General features: G+C 71.6%; 20 protein-coding genes. 16 read left to right on the top strand and 4 right to left on the bottom strand.

Going from position 1 to position 22,652, the window contains the following annotated elements:
- Nucleotides 1-41: 41 nt before the first annotated feature.
- From ACFY10_RS04840 to ACFY10_RS04830, 3 genes are all read left to right on the top strand, one after another.
- A complete protein-coding gene (locus ACFY10_RS04840; RefSeq protein WP_390663610.1) occupies nucleotides 42-2,057 on the top strand; it encodes a SpoIIE family protein phosphatase in 2,016 nt (671 codons plus the stop codon).
- Nucleotides 2,058-2,088: 31 nt separating this feature from the next.
- Complete coding sequence (hemW, locus tag ACFY10_RS04835; RefSeq protein WP_390663609.1) at nucleotides 2,089-3,321, top strand: radical SAM family heme chaperone HemW; 1,233 nt, start codon at nucleotides 2,089-2,091, stop codon at nucleotides 3,319-3,321.
- 68 nt (nucleotides 3,322-3,389) lie between these two features.
- Nucleotides 3,390-3,941 (top strand): Uma2 family endonuclease, encoded by a 552-nt coding sequence (locus tag ACFY10_RS04830; RefSeq protein WP_390663608.1) that lies wholly within the window; start codon nucleotides 3,390-3,392, stop codon nucleotides 3,939-3,941.
- Here the strand turns inward: ACFY10_RS04830 and ACFY10_RS04825 are convergent.
- Both ACFY10_RS04825 and ACFY10_RS04820 read right to left on the bottom strand, forming a co-directional pair.
- Nucleotides 3,919-4,731 carry a DUF3097 domain-containing protein gene (locus tag ACFY10_RS04825; RefSeq protein ID WP_390663607.1) on the bottom strand — a complete coding sequence of 271 codons (813 nt, stop codon included), beginning with the start codon at nucleotides 4,729-4,731 and terminating at the stop codon, nucleotides 3,919-3,921. The genes ACFY10_RS04830 and ACFY10_RS04825 overlap by 23 nt on opposite strands.
- A gap of 34 nt (nucleotides 4,732-4,765) precedes the next feature.
- On the bottom strand, nucleotides 4,766-5,494 hold the full coding sequence (locus tag ACFY10_RS04820; RefSeq protein WP_390663606.1) for an MBL fold metallo-hydrolase: 729 nt from the start codon (nucleotides 5,492-5,494) through the stop codon (nucleotides 4,766-4,768).
- Between the two features lie 150 nt (nucleotides 5,495-5,644).
- Here ACFY10_RS04820 and hrcA point away from each other — a divergent pair, with 150 nt between their 5' ends.
- From hrcA to ACFY10_RS04770, 10 genes are all read left to right on the top strand, one after another.
- Nucleotides 5,645-6,661, top strand: coding sequence for a heat-inducible transcriptional repressor HrcA (gene hrcA, locus ACFY10_RS04815; RefSeq protein ID WP_390663605.1), 1,017 nt, complete (start codon nucleotides 5,645-5,647; stop codon nucleotides 6,659-6,661).
- Nucleotides 6,662-7,798, top strand: a complete 1,137-nt coding sequence (dnaJ, locus tag ACFY10_RS04810) for a molecular chaperone DnaJ (RefSeq protein WP_030934165.1) — start codon at nucleotides 6,662-6,664, stop codon at nucleotides 7,796-7,798.
- Between the two features lie 166 nt (nucleotides 7,799-7,964).
- On the top strand, nucleotides 7,965-9,041 hold the full coding sequence (locus ACFY10_RS04805; RefSeq protein ID WP_390663604.1) for a nitronate monooxygenase: 1,077 nt from the start codon (nucleotides 7,965-7,967) through the stop codon (nucleotides 9,039-9,041).
- Nucleotides 9,038-9,790, top strand: coding sequence for a 16S rRNA (uracil(1498)-N(3))-methyltransferase (locus ACFY10_RS04800; protein WP_390663603.1), 753 nt, complete (start codon nucleotides 9,038-9,040; stop codon nucleotides 9,788-9,790). The genes ACFY10_RS04805 and ACFY10_RS04800 overlap by 4 nt, the downstream gene beginning before the upstream one ends.
- A gap of 20 nt (nucleotides 9,791-9,810) precedes the next feature.
- Nucleotides 9,811-10,203 (top strand): VOC family protein, encoded by a 393-nt coding sequence (locus tag ACFY10_RS04795; RefSeq protein ID WP_390663602.1) that lies wholly within the window; start codon nucleotides 9,811-9,813, stop codon nucleotides 10,201-10,203.
- Between the two features lie 77 nt (nucleotides 10,204-10,280).
- On the top strand, nucleotides 10,281-10,847 hold the full coding sequence (locus ACFY10_RS04790) for a hypothetical protein (protein WP_390663601.1): 567 nt from the start codon (nucleotides 10,281-10,283) through the stop codon (nucleotides 10,845-10,847).
- A 45-nt stretch (nucleotides 10,848-10,892) separates the two neighbouring features.
- A complete protein-coding gene (locus ACFY10_RS04785; protein WP_390663600.1) occupies nucleotides 10,893-14,099 on the top strand; it encodes a S41 family peptidase in 3,207 nt (1,068 codons plus the stop codon).
- Nucleotides 14,100-14,164: 65 nt separating this feature from the next.
- The gene (locus ACFY10_RS04780; protein WP_390663599.1) at nucleotides 14,165-14,518 is read left to right on the top strand and encodes a histidine triad nucleotide-binding protein; all 354 of its coding nucleotides are present in this window, start codon (nucleotides 14,165-14,167) and stop codon (nucleotides 14,516-14,518) included.
- Between the two features lie 21 nt (nucleotides 14,519-14,539).
- On the top strand, nucleotides 14,540-15,445 hold the full coding sequence (locus tag ACFY10_RS04775; protein WP_390663598.1) for a ribonuclease Z: 906 nt from the start codon (nucleotides 14,540-14,542) through the stop codon (nucleotides 15,443-15,445).
- 20 nt (nucleotides 15,446-15,465) lie between these two features.
- On the top strand, nucleotides 15,466-16,455 hold the full coding sequence (locus ACFY10_RS04770) for an adenosine deaminase (RefSeq protein WP_390663597.1): 990 nt from the start codon (nucleotides 15,466-15,468) through the stop codon (nucleotides 16,453-16,455).
- On the opposite strand, the gene ACFY10_RS04765 is transcribed toward ACFY10_RS04770, so the two are convergent.
- Nucleotides 16,452-17,678, bottom strand: a complete 1,227-nt coding sequence (locus ACFY10_RS04765; RefSeq protein WP_390663596.1) for an MFS transporter — start codon at nucleotides 17,676-17,678, stop codon at nucleotides 16,452-16,454. The two genes, ACFY10_RS04770 and ACFY10_RS04765, sit on opposite strands and share 4 nt — an antisense overlap.
- Before the next feature lie 250 nt (nucleotides 17,679-17,928).
- Nucleotides 17,929-18,735, bottom strand: a complete 807-nt coding sequence (locus ACFY10_RS04760; RefSeq protein ID WP_390663595.1) for an IclR family transcriptional regulator — start codon at nucleotides 18,733-18,735, stop codon at nucleotides 17,929-17,931.
- 99 nt (nucleotides 18,736-18,834) lie between these two features.
- Between ACFY10_RS04760 and ACFY10_RS04755 the strand changes: the two genes are divergently transcribed.
- The 3 genes from ACFY10_RS04755 to ACFY10_RS04745 all read left to right on the top strand — a co-directional run bounded on the left by ACFY10_RS04755 (nucleotide 18,835) and on the right by ACFY10_RS04745 (nucleotide 22,647).
- On the top strand, nucleotides 18,835-20,130 hold the full coding sequence (locus ACFY10_RS04755; RefSeq protein WP_390663594.1) for a glucarate dehydratase family protein: 1,296 nt from the start codon (nucleotides 18,835-18,837) through the stop codon (nucleotides 20,128-20,130).
- 149 nt (nucleotides 20,131-20,279) lie between these two features.
- On the top strand, nucleotides 20,280-21,428 hold the full coding sequence (locus tag ACFY10_RS04750; protein WP_390663593.1) for a carbohydrate kinase family protein: 1,149 nt from the start codon (nucleotides 20,280-20,282) through the stop codon (nucleotides 21,426-21,428).
- Between the two features lie 145 nt (nucleotides 21,429-21,573).
- The gene (locus ACFY10_RS04745) at nucleotides 21,574-22,647 is read left to right on the top strand and encodes a PhoH family protein (protein ID WP_390663592.1); all 1,074 of its coding nucleotides are present in this window, start codon (nucleotides 21,574-21,576) and stop codon (nucleotides 22,645-22,647) included.
- Nucleotides 22,648-22,652 lie beyond the last annotated feature (5 nt).

Below are 22,652 nucleotides of genomic sequence, written 5' to 3'. Positions count from 1 at the left end.
GACTGAGGCGTATTCGTCCGAAACCGCTCGGGGAGCTGTCCATGGGGGCCATTCCGACGCAACGGGAGACCGCTTCCTGCGCTTGCGATGCGCCTGCACACCTGCACGCGGCCGAGCACGGGAGGGCGGACCCGCGTGCGCAGAGGTACACGACACTGCCCGGGAGCCCCCTCGCGCCGGGTTCCGCCCGCGCACTCGTACGCGCCGCGCTCGCCGACTGGGCCGAGGCCGGGCTCCCCGGCGCCGAACACCTCACGGACCGGCTCGCCGACGACGCCGTGCTCGTCGTCAGCGAACTCGTCACCAACGCCGTCGTGCACGCGGGCACCGAGGTCGAGGTGGAGTGCCGCATGGAGGAGGCGGCCGGCGCGCTCGTCGTCGAGGTCTCCGACCACCACCCCTCCCGGGCGCCCCGCGACTCGGACGCCGAGGTGCCGTACGAGACGGCCGAAGTGCCGTACGGGACATCGGAGTACGGCCGCGGACTGCGCCTGGTCTCCACGCTCGCCGAGTCCTGGGGCGTCACCTTCCGCAGGGGCACCAAGACGGTGTGGGCGCGGCTGCCCGCCGAGCGGAACCCGGCCGCGGGCGAGCCGGAGGTGCACGCCGGCCGGCGCACGCTGGAACGCGGGCTGCGCGCCGCCGGGATACTGGCCCCCGACCCCCAGCGCGCCGAGCGCGACCGGGACTGGCTGCACCGCGGCGCCCTGTCCTTCCTCGCCGAAGCCTCCGATCTGCTCGCCGGGCAGCTCGACGAGAACCTGGTCGCCGCGCTCGCCGGACAGCTGATCGTGCCGCGGCTCGCCGACTGGTGCGCGGTGTGGCTGGAGGACGAGGTCATGGGGCGCTGGGGGTCCCCCCGCTCGGGCGAATTCGAGAGCGGGGGAGGGTGGGCAGACGGCACCGGGGGCGCCGGGCCCCGTCTCGCCCGCGTCTGGCACTGCAGCGAGAACCGCATCGAGGAGCTGCGCCGGGCCCTGGAGAAGGACCCGCCGCAACCGCCCGAGGCGATGGGTGTCCCGCCGGCCGAGAGCAGTCGGGACTGGGGCAGGTCAGGGCCGGTCGCGTACCCCTGGCCCGGCGAGGCGCTCGACGTGCGCGACGAGCACGGCGCGGCGCTCGCCTACCGTCTGATCGCGGGCGGCCGGCCGCTCGGCACGCTCGTCATCGGGCGCGCCGGGCTGCTGCGCTTCCCCGACGAGGTCACCGGGCTCGTCGAGGATCTCAGCCGTCGGGTGGCGCTCGCCATCGGCGCCGCCCGCCAGTACGCCCGCCAGGCCACCATCAGCCAGGTCCTGCAGCGCGGCCTGCTGCCCGCCGGCGTCGCCGAGATCCCGGGCGTGCGCAGCGCCCTCGTCTACGAGCCGTGCGACAAGGGCGGCCCCAGCGGCGACTTCTACGACCTCTTCCCGGCCGGCGACGGCCGCTGGTGCTTCGCCGTCGGCGACGTCCAGGGAAAGGGCCCCGAGGCCGCCGTGGTCATCGGCCTGGCCCGCCCCTGGCTGCGCCTCCTCGCGCGTGAGGGCTACCGCGTCACCGACGTCCTGGACCGCCTCAACCGCCTCCTCCTGGACGACGCGACGGAGGCAGCGGACGCCGCCGCCCGCGCCCTGGTACGGCCGCCCGCCCCCGGCGACGGCCCGCAGACCCGCTTCCTCTCCCTCCTCTACGGCGAGCTGACCCCCTTCGACGGCGGCATCCGCTGCACCATCGCGTCCGCCGGCCACCCGCTGCCGCTGCTCCTGGGCCCCGACGGCGCCGTCCGCACGGCCGCCCGCCCGCAGACCCTCCTCGGCGTCATCGAGGACGAGACGTACACCAGCGAGACCTTCGAGCTCCGCCCCGGCGACAGCCTCCTGTGCGTCACGGACGGCGTGACGGAGCGCCGCTCCGGCACCCGCATGTTCGACGACGCCGACGGCCTCTCCACCGCCCTGGCCGGCTGCGCCGGGCTGAGCGCCCAGCTGATCGCGGAGCGCATTCGCCGGCTGGTGCACGAGTTCGGCGGGAGGCCGCCGGAGGACGACCTGGCGCTGCTGGTGCTGCAGGCGGAGTGAGGACTCGTACGGGTACTGGACAATGGAAGGCATGCCTTCCGCACTCCCCGACGGCGAGCCGGTCCCCGCCGACGGCGCACTGCCCGTATCCGCACTCGCCGGGTCGGCCGACCGCCCCCTCGGCTTCTACCTGCACGTCCCGTACTGCGCGACCCGCTGCGGCTACTGCGACTTCAACACCTACACCGCCACCGAGCTGCGCGGCACGGGCGGTGTCCTGGCCTCCCGCGACAACTACGCGGACACGCTGATCGACGAGATCCGCCTGGCCAGGAAGGTGCTGGGCGACGACCCGCGCGAGGTCCGCACGGTCTTCGTGGGCGGCGGTACGCCGACCCTGCTGGCCGCCGGTGATCTCGTACGGATGCTGGGCGCGATCCGCGACGAGTTCGGCCTTGCGGCGGACGCGGAGGTGACGACCGAGGCGAACCCGGAGTCGGTGGACCCCGAGTATTTGTCCGTACTGCGCCACGGCGGCTTCAACCGCGTGTCCTTCGGAATGCAGAGCGCGAAGCAGCATGTGCTGCGCGTGCTGGACCGGACGCATACGCCGGGGCGGCCGGAGGCATGCGTGGCGGAGGCCCGCGCGGCCGGCTTCGAGCACGTCAACCTGGACCTGATCTACGGCACGCCGGGGGAGTCGGACGACGACTGGCGGGCGTCGCTGGAGGCGGCGCTGGGAGCCGGGCCCGATCATGTGTCGGCGTACGCGCTGATCGTCGAGGAAGGCACGCAGCTGGCCCGTCGCATCCGCCGGGGCGAGGTCCCGATGACGGACGACGACGTCCACGCAGACCGCTACCTGATCGCGGACGAGGTGATGTCGGAGGCGGGCTTCGACTGGTACGAGGTCTCCAACTGGGCCACCTCCGAGGCGGGCCGCTGCCTGCACAACGAGCTGTACTGGCGCGGCGCCGACTGGTGGGGCGCGGGCCCCGGGGCCCACTCGCACGTGGGCGGTGTGCGCTGGTGGAACGTGAAGCACCCGGGCGCGTATGCGGCGGCACTGGCGGCGGGGCGGTCGCCGGGGGCGGGGCGGGAGCTCCTGTCGGAGGAGGACCGGCGGGTGGAGCGGATTCTGCTGGAGCTGCGGCTGCGGGAGGGGGTGCCGCTGGAGTTGTTGCGGGAGGAGGGGCTGGCGGCTTCTCGGCGGGCGCTGGGGGAGGGGCTGCTGGAGGCGGGGCCGTATGGGGAGGGGCGAGCCGTGCTGACGTTGCGCGGGCGGTTGTTGGCGGATGCGGTGGTGCGGGACTTGGTGGACTGATCACCCGTGGGGGTGGTTGCCCCCGGTCGGGCCCTCGCGTGGCCGTGCCCCGTTCCTAGGGTGCCGGCATGAACGACCGGCAGGTAATCGAGTTCTTCGGCACGCTTGACGTCCCCGAGGGCATCAGGGCCGAGCTCTTGCGAGGCGACATCGTGATGACGAGGTCCCCGGACCTGGTGCACAACTGCACGGTGGCGGACGTCCAGGACGGTATTCCGCGGAGCCGTTGGCAGCGGCTGCAGCGCCAGCACGTCGAGATGCACCGGGAAACGAGTGAGCCCGTCCCGGACATCGTGGTGCTCGAACGGGGTGCCGGGCCGGACTCCGGCCGCCTCGTACCGGTCGAGGCGGTCACCATGCTGGTCGAGGTCGTGTCCAGGACCAGCGCGCACCGCGACTACGTGACCAAGCGGTCGATCTACGCCGGGGCAGGTGTACCGGTGTACCTGACCGTCGATCCGGCAGCGGCTGAATGCCTCGTGCTCACCGAGCCGTACGGCAGCGGCGAGCGCGCCGACTATCGCTGTCGGCGCAACTGGAGGTACGGGGAGACGCTCCTCCTGCCTGTGCTCGACATGAGCATCGACACCGGCAAGTTCAGGTGTGACCCGGCGCCGTGACGAAGTCGATCAACTCCTCCACCCGCCCCAGCAGTTCCGGCTCCAGATCCTTGTAGGACCGCACCCGCGACAGAATCCCCTGCCAAGCCGCCCCCGTGTTCTCCGGCCACCCCAGCGCCCGGCAAACCCCCGTCTTCCAGTCCTGCCCGCGCGGCACCCGCGGCCACCCGGCGATCCCCAGCGACGACGGCTTCACCGCCTCCCAGATGTCGATGTACGGGTGGCCCACCACCAGCGCGTGCTCGCTCGTCACCGCCTGCGCGATCCGCCACTCCTTCGAACCCGGCACCAGGTGGTCCACCAGGACCCCCAGCCGCGCATCCGGCCCCGGAGCGAACTCCGCCACGATCGCCGGCAGGTCGTCCACGCCCTCCAGGTACTCCACGACCACGCCCTCGATGCGCAGGTCGTCGCCCCACACCCGCTCGACGAGCTCCGCGTCGTGCCGCCCCTCGACATAGATCCGCCCGGCGCGAGCCACGCGCGCGCGTGCGCCCGGGACGGCCACCGAACCGGATGCCGTGCGGGTGGGACGGACCGGGGCCGACGAGGACGGGCGGACGAGCGTCACCACCCGGCCCTCCAGCAGGAACCCCCGCGGCTCCATCGGAAACACCCGGTGCTTGCCGAAGCGGTCCTCCAGGGTCACCGTGCCCGCCTCGCAGCGGATCACCGCGCCGCAGAAACCGGTGCCGGGTTCCTCGACCACCAGACCGGGCTCCGCCGGGACCTCGGGGACGGGCTTGGGCTTCTTCCACGGCGGGGTCAGGTCGGCGGAGTACTGGCGCATTCGAGTGACGATAGGAGAAGCGGCCGGGCAGTGGTCACGACACGCCGAAACGCGCCGCCAGCTCCTCACGCTGCGCCCGCACGAACTCCGCATCCACCACCGCTCCGTGACCGGGCACGTACAGTGCGTCCTCGCCGCCCAGGTCGAGGAGCCGGTCGAGGGCGGCCGGCCAGTGCGACGGCACGGCGTCCGGCCCGGCCTGCGGTTCGCCGGACTCCTCCACCAGGTCGCCGCAGAACACCACCTCCGGGGCGCCGGGGACCAGGACGACGAGGTCGTGGGCCGTGTGGCCGGGGCCCACGTTCGCCAGCAGCACCTGGCGGCCGCCGCCCAGGTCGAGCGTCCACTCGCCCGAGACGTGATGCCGGGGCGCGACCAGCGCGTCCACCGCCTCCTCCGCCACGCGCGCGTCCAGCCCGTTGCCCACCGCGTCCGTGCGCAGCTCCTCGCGCGCGTGCCGGGCGTCGAACACCGTGTCCATGCCCACCGCGCCGTAGACCTCCGCGCCCGCGAACGCCGCCGCCCCGAAGACATGGTCGAAATGGGGATGCGTGAGCGCGAGATGAGTCACACGGTGACCGGCGAGCTCTTGTACCTGCGCACGCAACCGTGCGCCCTCCGCGAGGCTCGACCCCGCGTCGATCAAGAGCGCCGTGCCCTCCCCGACGACCAGCCCCACCGTGCAGTCCCAGCCGGGCAGCCGGCACCGGCCGACGCCGGCCGCCAGCCGCTCCCACCCCAGCTCTTCCCAAGTCACCGTCATACGGCGACGCTAGCGGTACGCCCCGTTCAACAGGGGCCGACCTTGCCCCGGGTGTACCCCACCGCCGTACACTGGCCGGTAATGGTTGGCACTCGGACGGACAGAGTGCCAGGCGAAGCGCCTAGGGGACGATCGCTGGAGGTGTGCGCGATGCTGAGCGAACGACGGCTTCAGGTGCTGCGCGCCATCGTCCAGGACTATGTCGGCACCGAGGAGCCGGTGGGGTCGAAGGCCCTGACCGAGCGGCACAACCTCGGGGTGTCCCCGGCGACGGTGCGCAACGACATGGCGGCCCTGGAGGACGAGGGGTTCATCGCCCAGCCGCACACCAGCGCCGGGCGGATCCCCACCGACAAGGGCTACCGGCTGTTCGTCGACAAGCTCGCGGGCGTCAAGCCGATGTCCGCGCCCGAGCGGCGCGCGATCCAGAACTTCCTCGACGGCGCCGTGGATCTCGACGATGTGGTGGCGCGGACGGTTCGGCTGCTGGCCCAGCTCACGCGGCAGGTGGCGGTCGTCCAGTACCCGTCGCTGACCCGGTCCACCGTCCGGCATGTGGAGCTGCTCTCGCTCGCGCCCGCGCGCGTGATGCTCGTGCTGATCACCGACACCGGCCGGGTCGAGCAGCGCATGGTCGACTGCCCGGCGCCGTTCGGCGAGGCCTCCCTCGCGGATCTGCGGGCGCGGCTCAACAGCCGGGTCGCGGGGCGCCGCTTCGCGGACGTCCCCCGGCTCGTGGAAGACCTGCCCGAAGGCTTCGACGTCGAGGACCGGGGTACGGTCTCGACAGTGCTCTCCACTCTTCTGGAGACACTGGTCGAGGAGAACGAGGAGCGGCTGATGATCGGCGGCACCGCCAATCTGACCCGCTTCGGACATGACTTCCCCCTCACCATCCGCCCCGTCCTGGAGGCGCTGGAGGAGCAGGTCGTGCTCCTCAAGTTGCTTGGCGAGGCGGGGGATTCGGGCATGACGGTGCGCATCGGGCACGAGAACGCCTATGAGGGACTCAACTCCACTTCGGTGGTGTCGGTCGGCTACGGTTCGGGCGGCGAGGCAGTCGCCAAGCTCGGCGTGGTCGGACCGACCCGCATGGATTACCCGGGAACGATGGGAGCGGTACGCGCAGTGGCACGGTACGTCGGACAGATCCTGGCGGAGTCGTAAGTGGCCACGGACTACTACGCCGTTCTCGGCGTGCGCCGCGACGCGTCGCAGGAAGAGATCAAGAAGGCCTTCCGGCGGCTCGCGCGCGAGCTGCACCCGGACGTCAACCCGGATCCGAAGACCCAGGAGCGGTTCAAGGAGATCAACGCCGCTTACGAGGTGCTCTCCGACCCGCAGAAGAAGCAGGTCTACGACCTCGGCGGCGACCCCCTCTCGCAGGCGGGCGGCGCGGGCGCGGGCGGCTTCGGCGCGGGTGGCTTCGGGAACTTCTCGGACATCATGGACGCGTTCTTCGGTACGGCGTCGCAGCGGGGCCCCCGGTCGCGTACGCGCCGGGGCCAGGACGCGATGATCCGGCTGGAGATCGAGCTCGACGAGGCGGCCTTCGGTACGACGAAGGACATCCAGGTCGACACGGCGATCGTCTGCTCCACCTGTAACGGGGAAGGCGCGGCGCCGGGCACCTCCGCCCAGACGTGTGACATGTGCCGCGGCCGCGGTGAGGTGTCGCAGGTGACGCGGTCCTTCCTGGGCCAGGTCATGACCTCGCGTCCCTGCCCGCAGTGCCAGGGCTTCGGCACGGTCGTTCCGACGCCGTGCCCGGAGTGCGCCGGTGACGGTCGCGTCCGGTCCCGCCGTACCCTCACGGTCAAGATCCCGGCCGGTGTCGACAACGGCACCCGCATCCAGCTCGCGGGCGAGGGCGAGGTCGGCCCCGGCGGCGGTCCCGCCGGTGACCTGTACGTCGAGATCCACGAGCTGCCGCACTCCACCTTCCAGCGGCGCGGCGACGACCTGCACTGCACGGTCACCATCCCGATGACGGCCGCGTCCCTCGGCACCAAGGTGCCGCTGGAGACGCTGGACGGCATGGAGGAGGTCGACATCCGGCCCGGCACCCAGTCCGGCCAGTCGATCCCGCTGCACGGCCGGGGCGTCACGCACCTGCGCGGCGGCGGCCGCGGCGACCTGATCGTCCACGTCGAGGTCCAGACCCCGACGAAGCTGGATCCCGAGCAGGAGCGGCTGCTGCGCGAGCTGGCCAAGCTGCGGGGTGAGGAGCGGCCGCAGGGGCAGTTCCAGCCTGGGCAGCAGGGCCTTTTCTCGCGGTTGAAGGACGCGTTCAACGGGCGCTGAGGTGGTGCTGGGGGCTCCGCCCCCAGACTCCCGTCGGCCCTTAAGGGGCTCGTCCTCAAACGCCGGACGGGCTGAAGTGCACTGACCGGCGGCAAGAGGTGCCGTAGGTCTATGCCCGCGGACGGCCGGATTCGGACTTGTTCGGAGGACGTGACAACATGCCGTCATGTCCTCCGCGCTGACCGATCTCTTCCCTCATCCGATCGTGCAGGCCCCCATGGCGGGCGGTGTCTCCGTGCCGCATCTGGCCGCCGCCGTGTGCGAGGCCGGCGGGCTCGGGTTCCTCGCCGCCGGGTACAAGACGGCCGACGGCATGTACCAGGAGATCAAGCAGCTGCGGAGTCTCACCAGCCGTCCCTTCGGTGTGAACCTCTTCATGCCGCAGCCGGAGTACGGGGACCGGGGCGCCGTCGAGATCTACGCCCACCAGCTGGCCGGTGAGGCCGCCTGGTACGAGACCGAGCTGGGCGATCCGGACAGCGGCCGCGACGACGCCTATGACTCCAAGCTCGCCGTACTGCTCGACAACCCCGTGCCGGTGGTCTCCTTCCACTTCGGTGTCCCGAGCCGCGAGATCCTCGACTCCCTCCGCCGGGCCGGCACCTTCACACTGGTCACCGCGACCACCCCCGAAGAGGCCCTCGCCGTGGAGCGGGGAGGCGCCGACGCGGTGATCGCGCAGGGTGTGGAGGCCGGCGGCCACCAGGGCACGCACCGGGACAACCCGGAGACGGACGGCACCGGCATCGGGCTGCTCTCGCTCATCGCCCAGATCCGCGAGACCGTGAGCATCCCGATCGTCGCCGCCGGCGGCATCATGCGCGGCGGCCAGATCGCCGCGGCGCTGGCGGCGGGCGCGAGCGCGGCCCAGCTCGGCACGGCGTTCCTCGCCACACCGGAGTCCGGCGCGAACGCCGTCCACAAACAGGCGCTCACCAACCCGCTGTTCGTACGGACGGAGCTGACGCGCGCGTTCTCCGGCCGCCCGGCCCGCGGCCTGGTCAACCGCTTCCTGCGCGAGCACGGCCCGTACGCCCCCGCCGCCTACCCGGAGGTCCACCACCTCACCTCGCCGCTGCGCAAGAAGGCCGCCGCGTCCGGCGACGCGCAGGGCATGGCGCTGTGGGCGGGCCAGGGGCACCGCATGGCCCGCGAACTCCCGGCCGGGCAGCTGGTGGAGGTCCTCGCCGCCGAACTCGACCTCGCCAAGACAGCGTTGTCGGGCAAGGGGGACCTCCGATGACCGCGCCGGTGTTCGTCGTCGACTCCCTGGAGGGCGTGGGCCCGGGGGCGATCATCGAGCTGGACGGCCCCGAGGGACGGCACGCCGTCTCCGTACGGCGGCTGCAGCCCGGCGAGGCCGTGGTGCTGACGGACGGACTGGGCCGGGGCGCGGCCGGCGTCGTGCTCAGTGCGTCGGGGAAGGACCATCTGGTCGTGGAACCCTTCGAGTTCCCGGTCGAGCCCGAGCCCAGCCCCCGTATCACCGTCGTCCAGGCCCTGCCCAAGGGCGACCGCGGCGAGCTGGCGGTCGAGACGATGACCGAGACCGGCGTGGACGCCGTCGTGCCGTGGTCGGCGGCCCGCTGCATCACCCAGTGGAAGGGCGAGAGGGGGCTGAAGGCCCTCGCCAAGTGGCGTGCCACCGCCCGCGAGGCCGGCAAGCAGTCCCGCCGGCTGCGCTTCCCGGAGGTCGCGGACGCGGCAACGACCAAGCAGGTTGCGGCACTTCTCGCCAAAGCCGACTTCGCCGCCGTACTGCACGAGGACCGCGACTACGGCAGCGAGCCGCTGGCGACCGCCGAACTCCCCTCCTCGGGCGAGATCGTGCTGGTCGTGGGCCCCGAAGGGGGCGTCTCCGAGCAGGAGTTGGCGCTCTTCGAGGAGGCGGGCGCGAAGGCGTACCGGCTCGGGCGTAGCGTGCTGCGTACATCGACCGCGGGCACCGCGGCGACCGCCCTGCTGCTGGGCCGCACCGGCCGCTGGTCCTGAACCGATCACGGGGGAACACCATGGAACTCGCCCAAGTCCGGCTCCTCGTCACCGACTTCGCCGCCTGCTATCGCTTCTACGCCGAGGTCCTCGGCCTCAAGCCGCAGTCGGGCGCGACCGAGGGCCCGTACGAGAAGTTCAGCTCGGCCACCGGCTCGGCGGGCATCGCCATACAGGACCGTTCGATGATGGCCGAGGTGCTGGGAGAACTGGGCGACACGGCAACGGGCCACCGCTCCCTGGTGGTCCTGCGCGTCGACGACCTCGACAGCTACTGCGAAGAGATCGCCACCCGGGGCGCCGTCCTCCTGCACGGTCCGTCCCCCATGACGGACCGTATGCGCGTGGCTCACCTCAAGGATCCCGAGGGGAACTTGGTGGAGTTGCAGGAGTGGCTGCTGCTGCGTGGCTGACCCGGTAGGGGCGCGCGGCACTTTCGTGACCGTATGCGCTCTACCGCCGGACGGCACACGGTGGCAGGCTGCCGTCCATGGGGGCATTGAGGCGGATTTGGCGGCGGCCGCGAGGACGGCGGGTGGCGGCCGCGATGGGACTTGCCGTGCTCGGCGTCGGCGGCGCTGTGGCCTGTGACCCGGGCGGGCTGAACTCCGCGGCCGTGGCGTACACGACCGACCAGACCGCGACCGAGGAGCTGAAGCGGCAGAAGGTCGACGTGCAGTGGCTCAGCTGCACCGCCAACTACGGGAACAACAAGGTCTCCACGCCCGGACGGACGGCACCCTCCGCGAGCGAGACCACCGTCGCCAACGTCGACTGCCAGGGACAGACCAAGGACGGACGGGACATCACCGTCACCGGCAAGGTCACCCGCGCCGTCGACGGCGCCTGCGTGCGCGGCGACCTCACCGCCAAGGTGGGCGGCAAGCAGTGGTTCCACGTGTCGGGGCTCGGCAACTGCAACGCGACGCCGTCGCCCATCTTCAACAACCCCTCCAACGGAAACGGACAGCAGCCCGGCGCCACCGTCACCGTGACGGTCACCAGGACCATCTGGTGCAAGGGGGATCCGCAGTGCTGGCCCGTCCAGGGCAAGTGATCGAAAGCTCTGGCTGCCGGTACCGGCCTTGCCTAAGGTGATCGGGTGACTCAGCCCCCATCCGGTGCCACGTCCGCGTATCTCCGATTCCCGCACGTGCATGGGGAGTTGGTGGCCTTCACCGCCGAGGACGACGTCTGGCTCGCGCCTCTCGACGGCGGCTGGGCATGGCGGGTGAGTGCCGACGACGTGCCGGTGACCCAGCCGCGCATCTCGCCCGACGGCATGACCGTCGCGTGGACCTCCACCCGCGACGGCGCGCCCGAGGTACATGTTGCGCCGGTGGACGGCGGACGTGCCAGACGCCTTACCCACTGGGGCAGTTGGGGCAGCCGCGTGGGTGGGTGGACCCCGGACGGACAGGTCCTGGTGATCAGCGCCCAGGGCCAGGCGACGCTGCGCCGCACCTGGGCGCACGCCGTCCCGCTCGACGGCGGACCCGCCACCACCCTGCCCTACGGTCCGGTGGGCGCCGTGGCCCACGGACCCCACGTCGTGCTCCTGTCCGCACCCATGGGACGCGAGGCGGCCTGGTGGAAGCGGTATCGGGGCGGTACCGCGGGCAAGCTGTGGATCGACCGCGCGGGCGAAGGGGACTTCGTACGGCTGCACGAGGAGTTGGACGGGAACATCGAGCACCCGGTGTGGGTGGGGGAGCGGATCGCGTTCCTGTCCGACCACGAGGGCACCGGCGCGCTGTACTCCTCCCTCGCCGACGGATCCGATCTGCGCCGGCACACGCCTCTCGACGGCTTCTACGCCCGGCACGCCGCCGGCGACGGCACCCGCGTCGCCTACTCCGCCGGCGGTGAGCTGTGGCTGCTCGACGACCTCGACGGCGCCGAACCGCGCCGCCTGGACATCAGGCTCGGCGGGCCGCGCACCGACCTGCAGCCGCACCCGCTGAACGTCGCCAGATGGTTCGGGGACGCCAGCCCCGACCACACCGGCCGCGGCAGCGCGGTCGGAGTGCGCGGCGCCGTCCACTGGGTCACCCACCGGTCAGGACCGGCCCGCGCGCTCGCCGCCGAACCGGGCATACGGGCCCGGCTGCCGCGCACCTTCCGCGTCGAGGGCGAGGAGTGGGCGGTGTGGGTGACGGACGCCGAGGGCGAGGACGCCCTGGAGTTCGCTCCCGCCACCGGCCTGGCGCCCGGCACCACCCCGCGCCGACTCGCCGCCGGACTGCTGGGGCGGGTCCTGGACCTGGCCATGGCACCCGACGGCAGCCGGGCCGCGGTCGCCGCGCACGACGGCCGTGTCCTGCTGGTCGAGCGGGAGACGGGCGAGGTGCGCGAGGTCGACCGCAGCGCGGACGGCGATGTGTCCGGGCTGGTGTTCTCGCCCGACTCGGCCTGGCTCGTCTGGGCGCATCCCGGTCCGCGCCCGCTGCAGCAGCTCAGGCTCGCCAACACCACCGACCTGTCGGTGACCGAGGCGACACCCCTGCGCTTCCAGGACTACGCACCGGCGTTCACCCTCGACGGCAAGTACCTCGCCTTCCTCTCCAACCGCTCCTTCGACCCGGTCTACGACGAGCACGTCTTCGATCTGGCCTTCGTGGCAGGTGCCCGTCCGCACCTGATCACGCTTGCCGCCACGACCCCCTCGCCGTTCGGCCCGCAGCGCCACGGCCGCCCCTTCGAGACCCCCGACAAGGACGAGACCCCCGACAGCGAGGGCGTCTCGGCCACCCGCATCGACCTCGAAGGCCTCGCCGACCGCATCGTGCCCTTCCCGGTCGAGGCGGCCCGCTACTCCACCCTGCGCGCGGCGAAGGACGGCGTGCTGTGGCTGCGCCACCCGGTGCAGGGCGCCCTCGGGGTCTCCGGTGCCACACCGGACGCCCCGGGCCCCGACAGCGAGCTGGAGCGGTACGACCTCACCCAGCGGCGCCTCGAGCACCTCGCCGCCGACGCCGACCACCTCGCGGTCAGCGGCGACGGCAAGCGGGTCCTGTTGTGGACCGACGGGAAGCTGAAGGTCGTCCCCAGCGACCGGCGCGCCCCGAACGACGACAGCGACTCGAACATCACCGTCGACCTGTCCCGCGTACGGCAGATCCTCGACCCGGCGGCCGAGTGGCGGCAGATGTACGAGGAGAACGGCCGCCTGATGCGGGACAACTTCTGGCGGCCGGACATGGGGGGTGTCGACTGGGCCGCGGCCCTCGACCGCTACCGCCCGCTGCTGGAGGGCGTGGCCACCCACGACGACCTGATGGACCTGCTGTGGGAGGTCCACGGCGAACTGGGCACGTCGCACTCCTATGTCGTCGGACACGTCGGCCGGGTCGGCGGCGGGCTCAGACAGGGCCTGCTCGGGGCGGACATCTCCCGGCACGAGGACGGCAGTTGGCGCATCGACCGCATCCTGCCCTCGGAGACCTCCGACCCCGACGCCCGCTCCCCGCTGGCAGCACCCGGTGTCGCGGTGCGTGCGGGAGACACGATCGTGGCGATCGGCGGGCAGCCGGTCGACCCGGTGACCGGCCCCGGCCCGCTGCTGATCGGCACGGCGGGCAAACCGATCGAGCTGACCATCTCGCCGTCAGGCGGAGGCGAACTGCGCCACCCGGTCGTCGTGCCCGTGGCCGATGAGGACCCCCTCCGCTACCACGCCTGGGTCGCCGGCCGGCGTGCCTACGTCCACGAGCGGTCCGAGGGCCGACTGGGCTATCTGCACGTGCCCGACATGCAGGCGCCCGGCTGGGCGCAGATCCACCGCGACCTGCGCGTGGAGGTGGCCCGGGAAGGCCTCGTCGTGGACGTGCGCGAGAACCGGGGAGGGCACACCTCGCAGCTGGTCGTCGAGAAGCTGGCACGGCGGATCGTCGGCTGGGACCGGCCGCGCGGCCTGCGGCCGTACAGCTATCCGGAGGACGCGCCGCGCGGTCCCGTCGTCGCCCTCGTCAACGAGTTCACCGGTTCCGACGGCGACATCATCGGCGCCGCCATCAAGGCACTCGGCATCGGCCCGCTGATCGGCACCCGCACCTGGGGCGGCGTCATCGGCATCGACAGCCGTTACCGACTCGTCGACGGCACGCTGACCACCCAGCCCAAGTACGCCTTCTGGCTGGAGGGTTACGGCTGGGGCGTCGAGAACCACGGTGTCGACCCGGACGTGGAGGTGGTCCAGCGGCCCCAGGACTACGCGGCCGGCAGGGACGTACAGCTGGACGAGGCGATCCGCATCGCACTGGCCGCCCTGGAGGAGACCCCCGCCAAGACACCGCCGAGCCTGGACTGACGCCCCTCGATACGATGCCCCCGTACTCGGTCAGCGTGATCGGTCAACCGGCTTGAGGAGAGCACATGCCAGGTGAGCCGCGGGACGACTGCCTGTTCTGCAAGATCATCGCGGGGCATGTCCCGGCGACGATCGTCCGCGAAACGGAAACCACCGTCGCCTTCCGGGACATCAACCCCCAGGCACCCACTCACGTCCTGGTGATCCCCAAGGCGCACTACAAGAACGCGGCCGAGCTCGCCGCCGCCGAACCGGCCCTCGCCGCGGACGTCCTGCGCGAGGCCCAGTCGGTCGCGGACGAGGACAAGCTGGAGAGCTACCGCATCGTCTTCAACACCGGCCCCGGCGCCGGCCAGACCGTCCTCCACGCCCATGCGCACGTCCTCGGCGGACGCGGCCTGCAGTGGCCTCCCGGGTGACCCAGAAGGACGTAACTCCCCGTGTCCGTACGTGAATTGGTGGTTCTCGGCACCGCCAGCCAGGTCCCGACCCGGCACCGCAACCACAACGGCTACCTGCTGCGCTGGGACGGCGAGGGCATCCTCTTCGACCCCGGTGAGGGCACGCAGCGCCAGATGCTGCGTGCCGGGGCCGCCGCGCACGACCTGAACCGGATCTGCGTCACCCACTTCCACGGCGACCACTCGCTGGGCCTCGCGGGTGTCATCCAGCGCATCAACCTCGACAAGGTCCCGCACGAGATCACCGCGCACTACCCGCGCTCGGGGCAGCGCTTCTTCGACCGCCTGCGCTACGCCACCGCCTACCGCGAGACGGTCGACCTCACGGAGGCCCCGGTCGATACGGACGGCCCCCTGGCCGTCACGGCCTCGTACACCCTCGAAGCCCGCAGGCTCTCGCACCCCGTGGAGTCCTACGGCTACCGGCTGATCGAACCCGACGGCCGCCGTATGCTCCCCGACCGCCTCGCCGCGCACGGCATCAAGGGCCCGGACGTGGGCCGTATCCAGCGGGAGGGCGCCCTCGACGGGGTGTCCTTGGAGGAGGTCAGCGAGGTGCGCCGCGGCCAGCGGTTCGCTTTCGTCATGGACACCCGCCTGTGCGACGGGGTGCACGCGCTCGCCGAGGGCTGCGACATGCTCGTCATCGAGTCGACTTTCCTCGACGAGGACACCGACCTCGCGACCGAGCACGGCCACCTCACCGCGGGCCAGGCGGCGGCGGTCGCCCGCGAGGCAGGCGTACGGCACCTCGTGCTCACACACTTCAGCCAGCGCTACACCGACCCCGACGAGTTCGAGCGCCAGGCACGGGCGGCCGGCTTCGAGGGAGAGCTCACGGTCGCGCACGATCTTCTACGAGTACCAGTTCCGAAACGGCGATAAGACACTCGTACGATGCTGCGATGCCCCTCCCCAAAGCAGAACTGCACCTCCACATCGAAGGCACCCTGGAGCCGGAGCTCGCCTTCGAGCTCGCCGCCCGCAACGGAGTCGAGCTGCCGTACGCCGACACCGACGAGCTCCGCAAGGCGTACGACTTCGCGGACCTCCAGTCCTTCCTGAACCTGTACTACGAGCTCATGGCCGTCCTGCGCACCGAGCGGGACTTCGAGGACCTCGCGAACGCCTACCTGGCCCGCGCCGCCGCGCAGGGCGTGCGGCACGCGGAGATCTTCTTCGACCCGCAGGCGCACCTCGCGCGGGGCGTGGACATGGGCACGGTCGTGGAGGGGCTGTGGCGGGCGCTGCAGCACAGCGAGTCGGCGCACTCCATCTCCACCAGGCTCATTCTCTGCTTCCTGCGCGACGAATCCGCCGAGTCGGCGATGCAGACCCTGGAGGCCGCGAAGCCGTACCTGGACCGGATCACCGGGGTCGGCCTCGACTCCGCCGAGGTCGGGCACCCGCCAGTGAAGTTCCGCGAGGTGTACGAGGCGGCCGCCGCGCTCGGTCTGCGACGTGTCGCCCACGCCGGCGAGGAGGGCCCGCCGGAGTACATCACCGAGGCGCTGGACGTGCTCGGCGTGGAGCGCGTCGACCACGGCCTCAGGTGCATGGAATCCCCCGCTCTGGTCGAGCGGCTGGTCCGGGAGCGCATCCCGCTGACCCTGTGCCCGTTGTCCAATGTCCGCCTCCGGACGGTCGACACCCTCGCCGACCACCCGCTCCCGGCCATGCTGGACGCGGGGTTGGTGTGCACGGTGAACTCCGACGACCCCGCCTACTTCGGCGGCTACGCGGGCGACAACTTCGACGCGGTGCGCTCGGCGCTCGGCCTGACCGAGGACCGCCTCCGCGAGCTCGCCCGCAACTCCTTCGTCGCGTCCTTCCTGGAGGACGACGAGGAGCGGCGGGCGCGGTATCTCGCCGAGGTGGAGGCGTACGAGTTCTAGGCGGCCGTGGTGAAGTCCGGTGCGGGCGTTGCTGGGGGCTGCCGCCCCCAGACCCCCGCATCGGCCTGAACGGCCTCGTCCGCAAACTCCCCCAGAGGGGCTGAATAACGCATCCCCAGCGCGACCATGGTCAGCGGCACCACGATCACGAGCAGCCCGACCGCCAGGACCGCACCCATGACCGTAAACCCGGCCTGCGCCGCCAGCACACTCCCGGTCAGCGGTCCCACCGCCGTCCCCAGTGAGGACGCCGACCCGACGAGCACCGCCCAGCGTCCGCGCGGATCCATGGAAGCCGCCAGCCCGATGACGTACGACAGGACGACCGGGTAGAGCACGTTCCAGGCGATCTCACCGCCCGCGAAGGTCGTCAGGTCGGTCGCCGACGCGCTGAGCACGATGCAGCCGGAGATCAGTGCCGTTCCAGCCCCGATGGGCAGCGCACGGCCCAGCCGCGGCCCGACCGCTCCCGCGCCGACGACCCCCAGCAGCCCCGCGCCGAGCGCCACCGCGAAGACGGCGCCCACAGTGGTCTCCGTCAGGTGCGCCTGGGCCAGACCGATGCGGCCGCTGACACCCCACAGCGCGTTCTGCGCGAGCGACCAGCAGAACATGACGACGGCGAGGACCAGACCGGAACGCAGGTGGGGGAGCCGGGTGCCGCCGAGGGGACCGTGCGCGACCGCCGTACGAACCGGGAGCCGGCCGGTGAGCGGCCAGACGGCGAGCGCGGTGAGCGCGATCGCGGCGAGGGGCTGTCCGTGGCCCGCGCCCAGGTGGGGGACCGCCAGATACACGGCACCCGCGAGTGCGGAGACGCCGAGCAGGCCCAGCGTGGTCGTGCGATGCGGGTCCGGCTGGGCGGCGATCCCGGTGGCGGCGACCGTCGTCGCCGTACCGGACCCGAAACCGCCGACGAGCGCGCCCGCGACGACCGCGGGGACGGCGCTGGTGAGCGCTGCGCCGCCGTAGCCGACGACCGCGAGGGCGATACCGATGCGGGCCAGTGTGCGCGGGCCGACGCGGTCGACGCGGGAGGCGAGCAGGAAGCCGGCCGCGGCCGAACTCAGCAGCAGCGCACTGCCGATGGCACCCGCCTCGGTGGCGGAGAGCGGAAGCCCCGAATCCAGCCGTCCGACGGTCGTCGGCAGCAGATACGGAGCGAGGTACCCGGCCGTGAAAAGGGCGACGAGGGGCCAGGGGGTGGTGCGAGGGGCGAACACGGGCGTTCCCAGGGCATGCGAAAGAAGCGGCTCAAAAAGGGGTTGGGCGACGACCGTCGACGGACAGGAACGCGCGGGCAATTTGTATCAAGCACGCGGTTCGAGAAAGAAGCGCGGGGGGTGTGATGTGGCGCACGTTGCGTTTGGGGCGAGGGGGCACGGGTAGGAGAGGGCGCCGGCCAAGTGTTTTCAGCCCGTCTGGGGGTCCCCCCTCTGGGGGAGTTTGAGGACGAGGCCGTTCAGGCCGACGCTAGCGCCACTGAACAGCGCCGCCGGCACCCCGCGCCGTCGCCTCCGCCTTCGTCCTGATCTCCCGCATCACCGCGACGATCCGCTCCTCGTGCTCCGGCGTCAGCCGGGCCACCGGCACCGAGCAGCTGATCGCGTCCTGCGCGGGGACGTCGTAACGCAGCGCAAAGCCGAAACCGACGATTCCGGCCACGCCCTCCTCACGGTCGACCGAGTAGCCGCGGACGTGGACCGCCGCGAGGTCGGCCGCGAGCGACTCCCGGCTGGTGTGCGTGTTCGGTGTGAGCGCCTGGTACGGCCCCTCGGGCAGCTCCTCGTCACCCCGTTCGGCCAGCAGAGCTTTGCCCAGCGCGCCCACGTGCGCGGGCAGCCGCCGGCCCACCCGGCTGATGGTCCGCAGGTACTCGTGCGACTCCCGCGTCGCCAGGTACGCCACGTCCCGCCCGTCGAGCCGCCCCAGGTGGATCGTCTCGCCGAGCGCCTCGGACGCCTCGTCGAGATACGGCCGTACGACGCGTACGCGCGGGTCGGAGTCGAGGTAGCTGGTGCCGGTGAGCAGGGCGTGGATGCCGATGCCGTACAGCGAACCGGTGATGTCCGTACGCACCCAGCCCCTGCTGATCAGGGTCTGCAGCAGCGCGTACATCGAGCTGCGCGGCACGCCCAGCTCGTCCGCCAGTTCCTGCAGCCGCGCCGGACGGTCGCCGCGCGCGGCGAGCAGTTCCAACAGCTCCACCGTCCGCGCCGCGGACTTCACCTCGCGGACGCCCCCGGTCTCGCTTCCCGTCCCGCTCCCCGTCTCCGACATGAGCAGATCGTAGTCGGGCACCCCCGGTCCATTGACGCCCGTTGTTCGTGTATCTAACCTCCATTTCCATACATGGATTATGTCTACATGGGGAGATGATTGAGGGTGAGCCTCACGATTGCGGATGTACGGCTGACGCCGGTCCTGGTCGCCGACCCGCCCCTCCTCAACGCGCAGGGCGTGCACCAGCCGTACACCCCGCGGCTCATCGTGGAGGTGGAGACGGCCGACGGCATCACGGGTGTCGGCGAGACCTACGGCGACACCAAGTACCTGGAACTCGCCCGCCCCTTTGCCAAGAAGCTGAGGGGTCGTCAAGTCAGTGATCTGAACGGCCTGTTCGTGATCGCCGACGAAGTCTCCGTGGACTCCGCGCGCGTCGAGAACCAGGTCGACGTCGGCGGACTGCGCGGCGTCCAGACCGCCGACAAGCTGCGGCTGTCCGTCGTCTCCGGCTTCGAGGTGGCCTGCCTCGACGCCCTCGGCAAGGCGCTCGACCTGCCCGTGCACGCGCTGCTCGGCGGCAAGGTGCGGGACGCGGTCGAGTACAGCGCCTACCTGTTCTACAAGTGGGCCGAGCACCCCGAGGGCGTGGCCTGCGAGAAGGACGACTGGGGTGCGGCGGTCGACCCGGCGGGGGTGGTGGAGCAGGCCCGGCTGTTCAAGGAGCGGTACGGGTTCACGTCGTTCAAGCTCAAGGGCGGTGTCTTCCCGCCGGACGAGGAGATCGCCGCCGTACGGGCTCTCGCGGAGGCGTTTCCCGGCCATCCGCTCCGCCTGGACCCCAACGGCGCCTGGTCCGTGGAGACTTCGCTGAAGGTGGCCGGAGAACTCGGGGACGTCCTCGAATACCTCGAGGACCCGACGCTCGGCACCCCCGCCATGGCCGAGGTCTCCGCCGCCACCGGCGTGCCGCTCGCCACCAACATGTGCGTGACGACCTTCGCCGAGATCAAGGAGGCGTTCACCCGCGACGCCGTCCAGGTGGTCCTCTCCGACCACCACTACTGGGGCGGTCTGCGCAACACCCGGCAACTGGCCGCCATCTGCCGCACGTTCGGCGTCGGGGTGTCCATGCACTCCAACACCCACCTGGGGATCAGCCTGGCCGCGATGACCCATGTCGCGTCCACCGTCCCGAACCTGCACCATGCCTGCGACTCCCACTACCCCTGGCAGTCGGAGGATGTACTCACCCGGCGGCCGGCCTTCGTGGCCGGCAAGGTCACCGTCCCCGACGCACCGGGCCTCGGCGTCGAACTCGACCGCGCCAAGCTGCAGTTCCTGCACCAGCGCTGGCTGGACGACGACGGTTCGCTGCGCGAGCGCGACGACGCGGCGGCGATGCGGGCCGCCGAGCCGGGGTGGGTCACGCCGTCGGTGCCGCGCTGGTAGCAGCGGAGCAACATCAACTCCATCGGCGACCCGGGCGGCGGGTGCAGCGGCCGGATCCTCGACACAGGCTCTGGCGCCCCGGAGGTGGGCCCAGCCGTAAAAAAGGGGTGGCACACTGGCCTGATCCGCACCATGCCAGGGAGTGCACCGTGAGCGCGTCCAACGGAAAGGGACCATCGCCGATCACAGACGGACCGGAGTGCCAGGCCCAGGTCGACCCCCTCGCCGCCCTGCGCACACCGGACGATCCCCCCTGGGACGTGTACCTGACCGGCCCCGTCTTCCTCGACATCATCTTCACCGGACTCGACTCCGCCCCCGTGCGCGGCACCGAGTCCTGGGCGCGCGGGATGGGGTCGAGCCCCGGCGGCGTCGCCAACATGGCCACCGCACTGGCCCGCCTCGGCCTGAAGACGTCCCTCGCGACGGCCTTCGGCGACGACCACTACGGGGAGTACTGCCGGGACGCCCTGGAGCAGGGCGAGGGCATCGACCTCTCCACCTCGCGCAGGGTCCCCGGCTGGCACTCCTCGGTCACGGTCTCGATGGCGTACGAGGGCGAGCGCACGATGGTCTCGCACGGCCACGAGCCGCCTCCGGAGGCCGCGTTCGCGCAGGCCGGCGCACCCGGCAGCCCGCCACGCGCGCGTGCCGCCATCGCCGCCCTCACGCCCGGCAAGCGCGCACCCTGGATCGCCGAGGCCGCCGCCCGGGGCACCCGCATCTTCGCCGACGTCGGCTGGGACGACACCGGCACCTGGGACCTGGCGGGCCTGGCCGACCTCGAACACTGCGAGGCGTTCCTGCCCAATGCGGAGGAGGCGATGCGGTACACGGGCGCCGCGACCCCGCGCGCCGCTGCCCACGCCCTCACCGAACACGTTCCGCTCGCGGTGGTCACCCTCGGTGCGGAGGGCGCGTACGCCGTCGACCGGCGTACGGGGGAGACGGCCGAGGTCCCCGCGATCGCCGTGGAGGCCCTGGACCCGACCGGCGCGGGCGATGTGTTCGTCGCGGGTTTCGTCACCGGCACGCTGGCGGACTGGCCGCTGGCGGACCGGCTGGCCTTCGCGGGGCTCACGGCCGCGCTGTCCGTCCAGGAGTTCGGGGGCTCGCTGTCGGCACCGGGGTGGTCGGAGATCGCCGCGTGGTGGCGGAAGGTGCAGTCGGTGGAGGGTCAGGACCCGGCGGCGCTTCGGCGGTACGCGTTCCTCGAGCACCTGATCCCGCAGGGGGAGGCCGCGAGACCGTGGCCCCTGCGCAGGGCCGTGCCGACGATCGGGTTCGGGTCGGCCTGAGAACCGCGAGCACGTGTGAAACAGCGCCCGCCGAAAAGGCCTACGGCGTTGTCGGTCCCCCGGCGTAGTCTTGAAACCGCCAAGGCAGCCCAAGTGGCTGGCGTGTCGTTTCGAGGAGGACGAGCAAGGCCTACAGAGCCGGCCCATGACTCAGACACCCACAGCTCACACCCCCGCGCAGGGGCAGGCGAGAGCACATTTCACCGTCCCCGCCCAGCACCCCATGGTGACCGTCCTGGGGTCCGGCGACTCCCTTCTGCGCGTGATCGAGAAGGCCTTCCCGGCGGCCGACATACATGTCCGGGGCAATGAGATCAGCGCGGTCGGCGACGCAGCCGAAGTCGCCCTCATTCAGCGCCTGTTCGACGAGATGATGCTGGTGCTCCGCACCGGACAGCCGATGACGGAGGACGCAGTGGAACGCTCGATCGCCATGCTCAGGGCGAGTGAGAACGGGGAGAGCGACGGCCAGGAGACCCCGGCCGAGGTCCTCACCCAGAACATCCTCTCCTCGCGCGGCCGCACGATCCGCTCCAAGACCCTCAACCAGAAGCGGTACGTCGACGCGATCGACAAGCACACGATCGTCTTCGGCATCGGCCCCGCCGGCACCGGCAAGACCTACCTCGCCATGGCCAAGGCGGTGCAGGCCCTGCAGTCCAAGCAGGTCAACCGCATCATCCTGACCCGGCCCGCGGTCGAGGCGGGCGAGCGGCTCGGCTTCCTGCCCGGCACGCTCTACGAGAAGATCGACCCGTACCTGCGGCCGCTGTACGACGCGCTGCACGACATGCTGGACCCGGACTCGATCCCGCGGCTGATGGCGGCCGGGACGATCGAGGTGGCGCCCCTGGCGTACATGCGCGGTCGTTCGTTGAATGACGCCTTCATCATTCTTGACGAGGCCCAGAACACCTCGCCCGAGCAGATGAAGATGTTCCTCACCCGTCTCGGCTTCGACTCGAAGATCGTGGTCACCGGTGACGTGACGCAGGTCGACCTGCCGGACGGCACCAAGTCGGGTCTGCGTCAGGTCCAGGACATCCTCGAGGGCCTCGACGACGTCCACTTCTCCCGCCTCACGTCCCACGATGTCGTACGGCACAAGCTCGTCGGCCGTATCGTCGACGCGTACGAGAAGTACGACAGCCAGCACGGCACCGAGAACGGCACCCACAAGGGCGGCCGCGGCAGGCAGTCCGGGCACAAGGGGAAGTAGACCGA

The sequence above is a fragment of the Streptomyces sp. NPDC001401 genome (genome assembly GCF_042895385.1).
Taxonomy (GTDB): Bacteria; Actinomycetota; Actinomycetes; order Streptomycetales; family Streptomycetaceae; genus Streptomyces.
The sequence above is the reverse complement of the archived record's forward strand: the minus strand, read 5'-3'. Positions and strand labels throughout refer to the sequence as shown.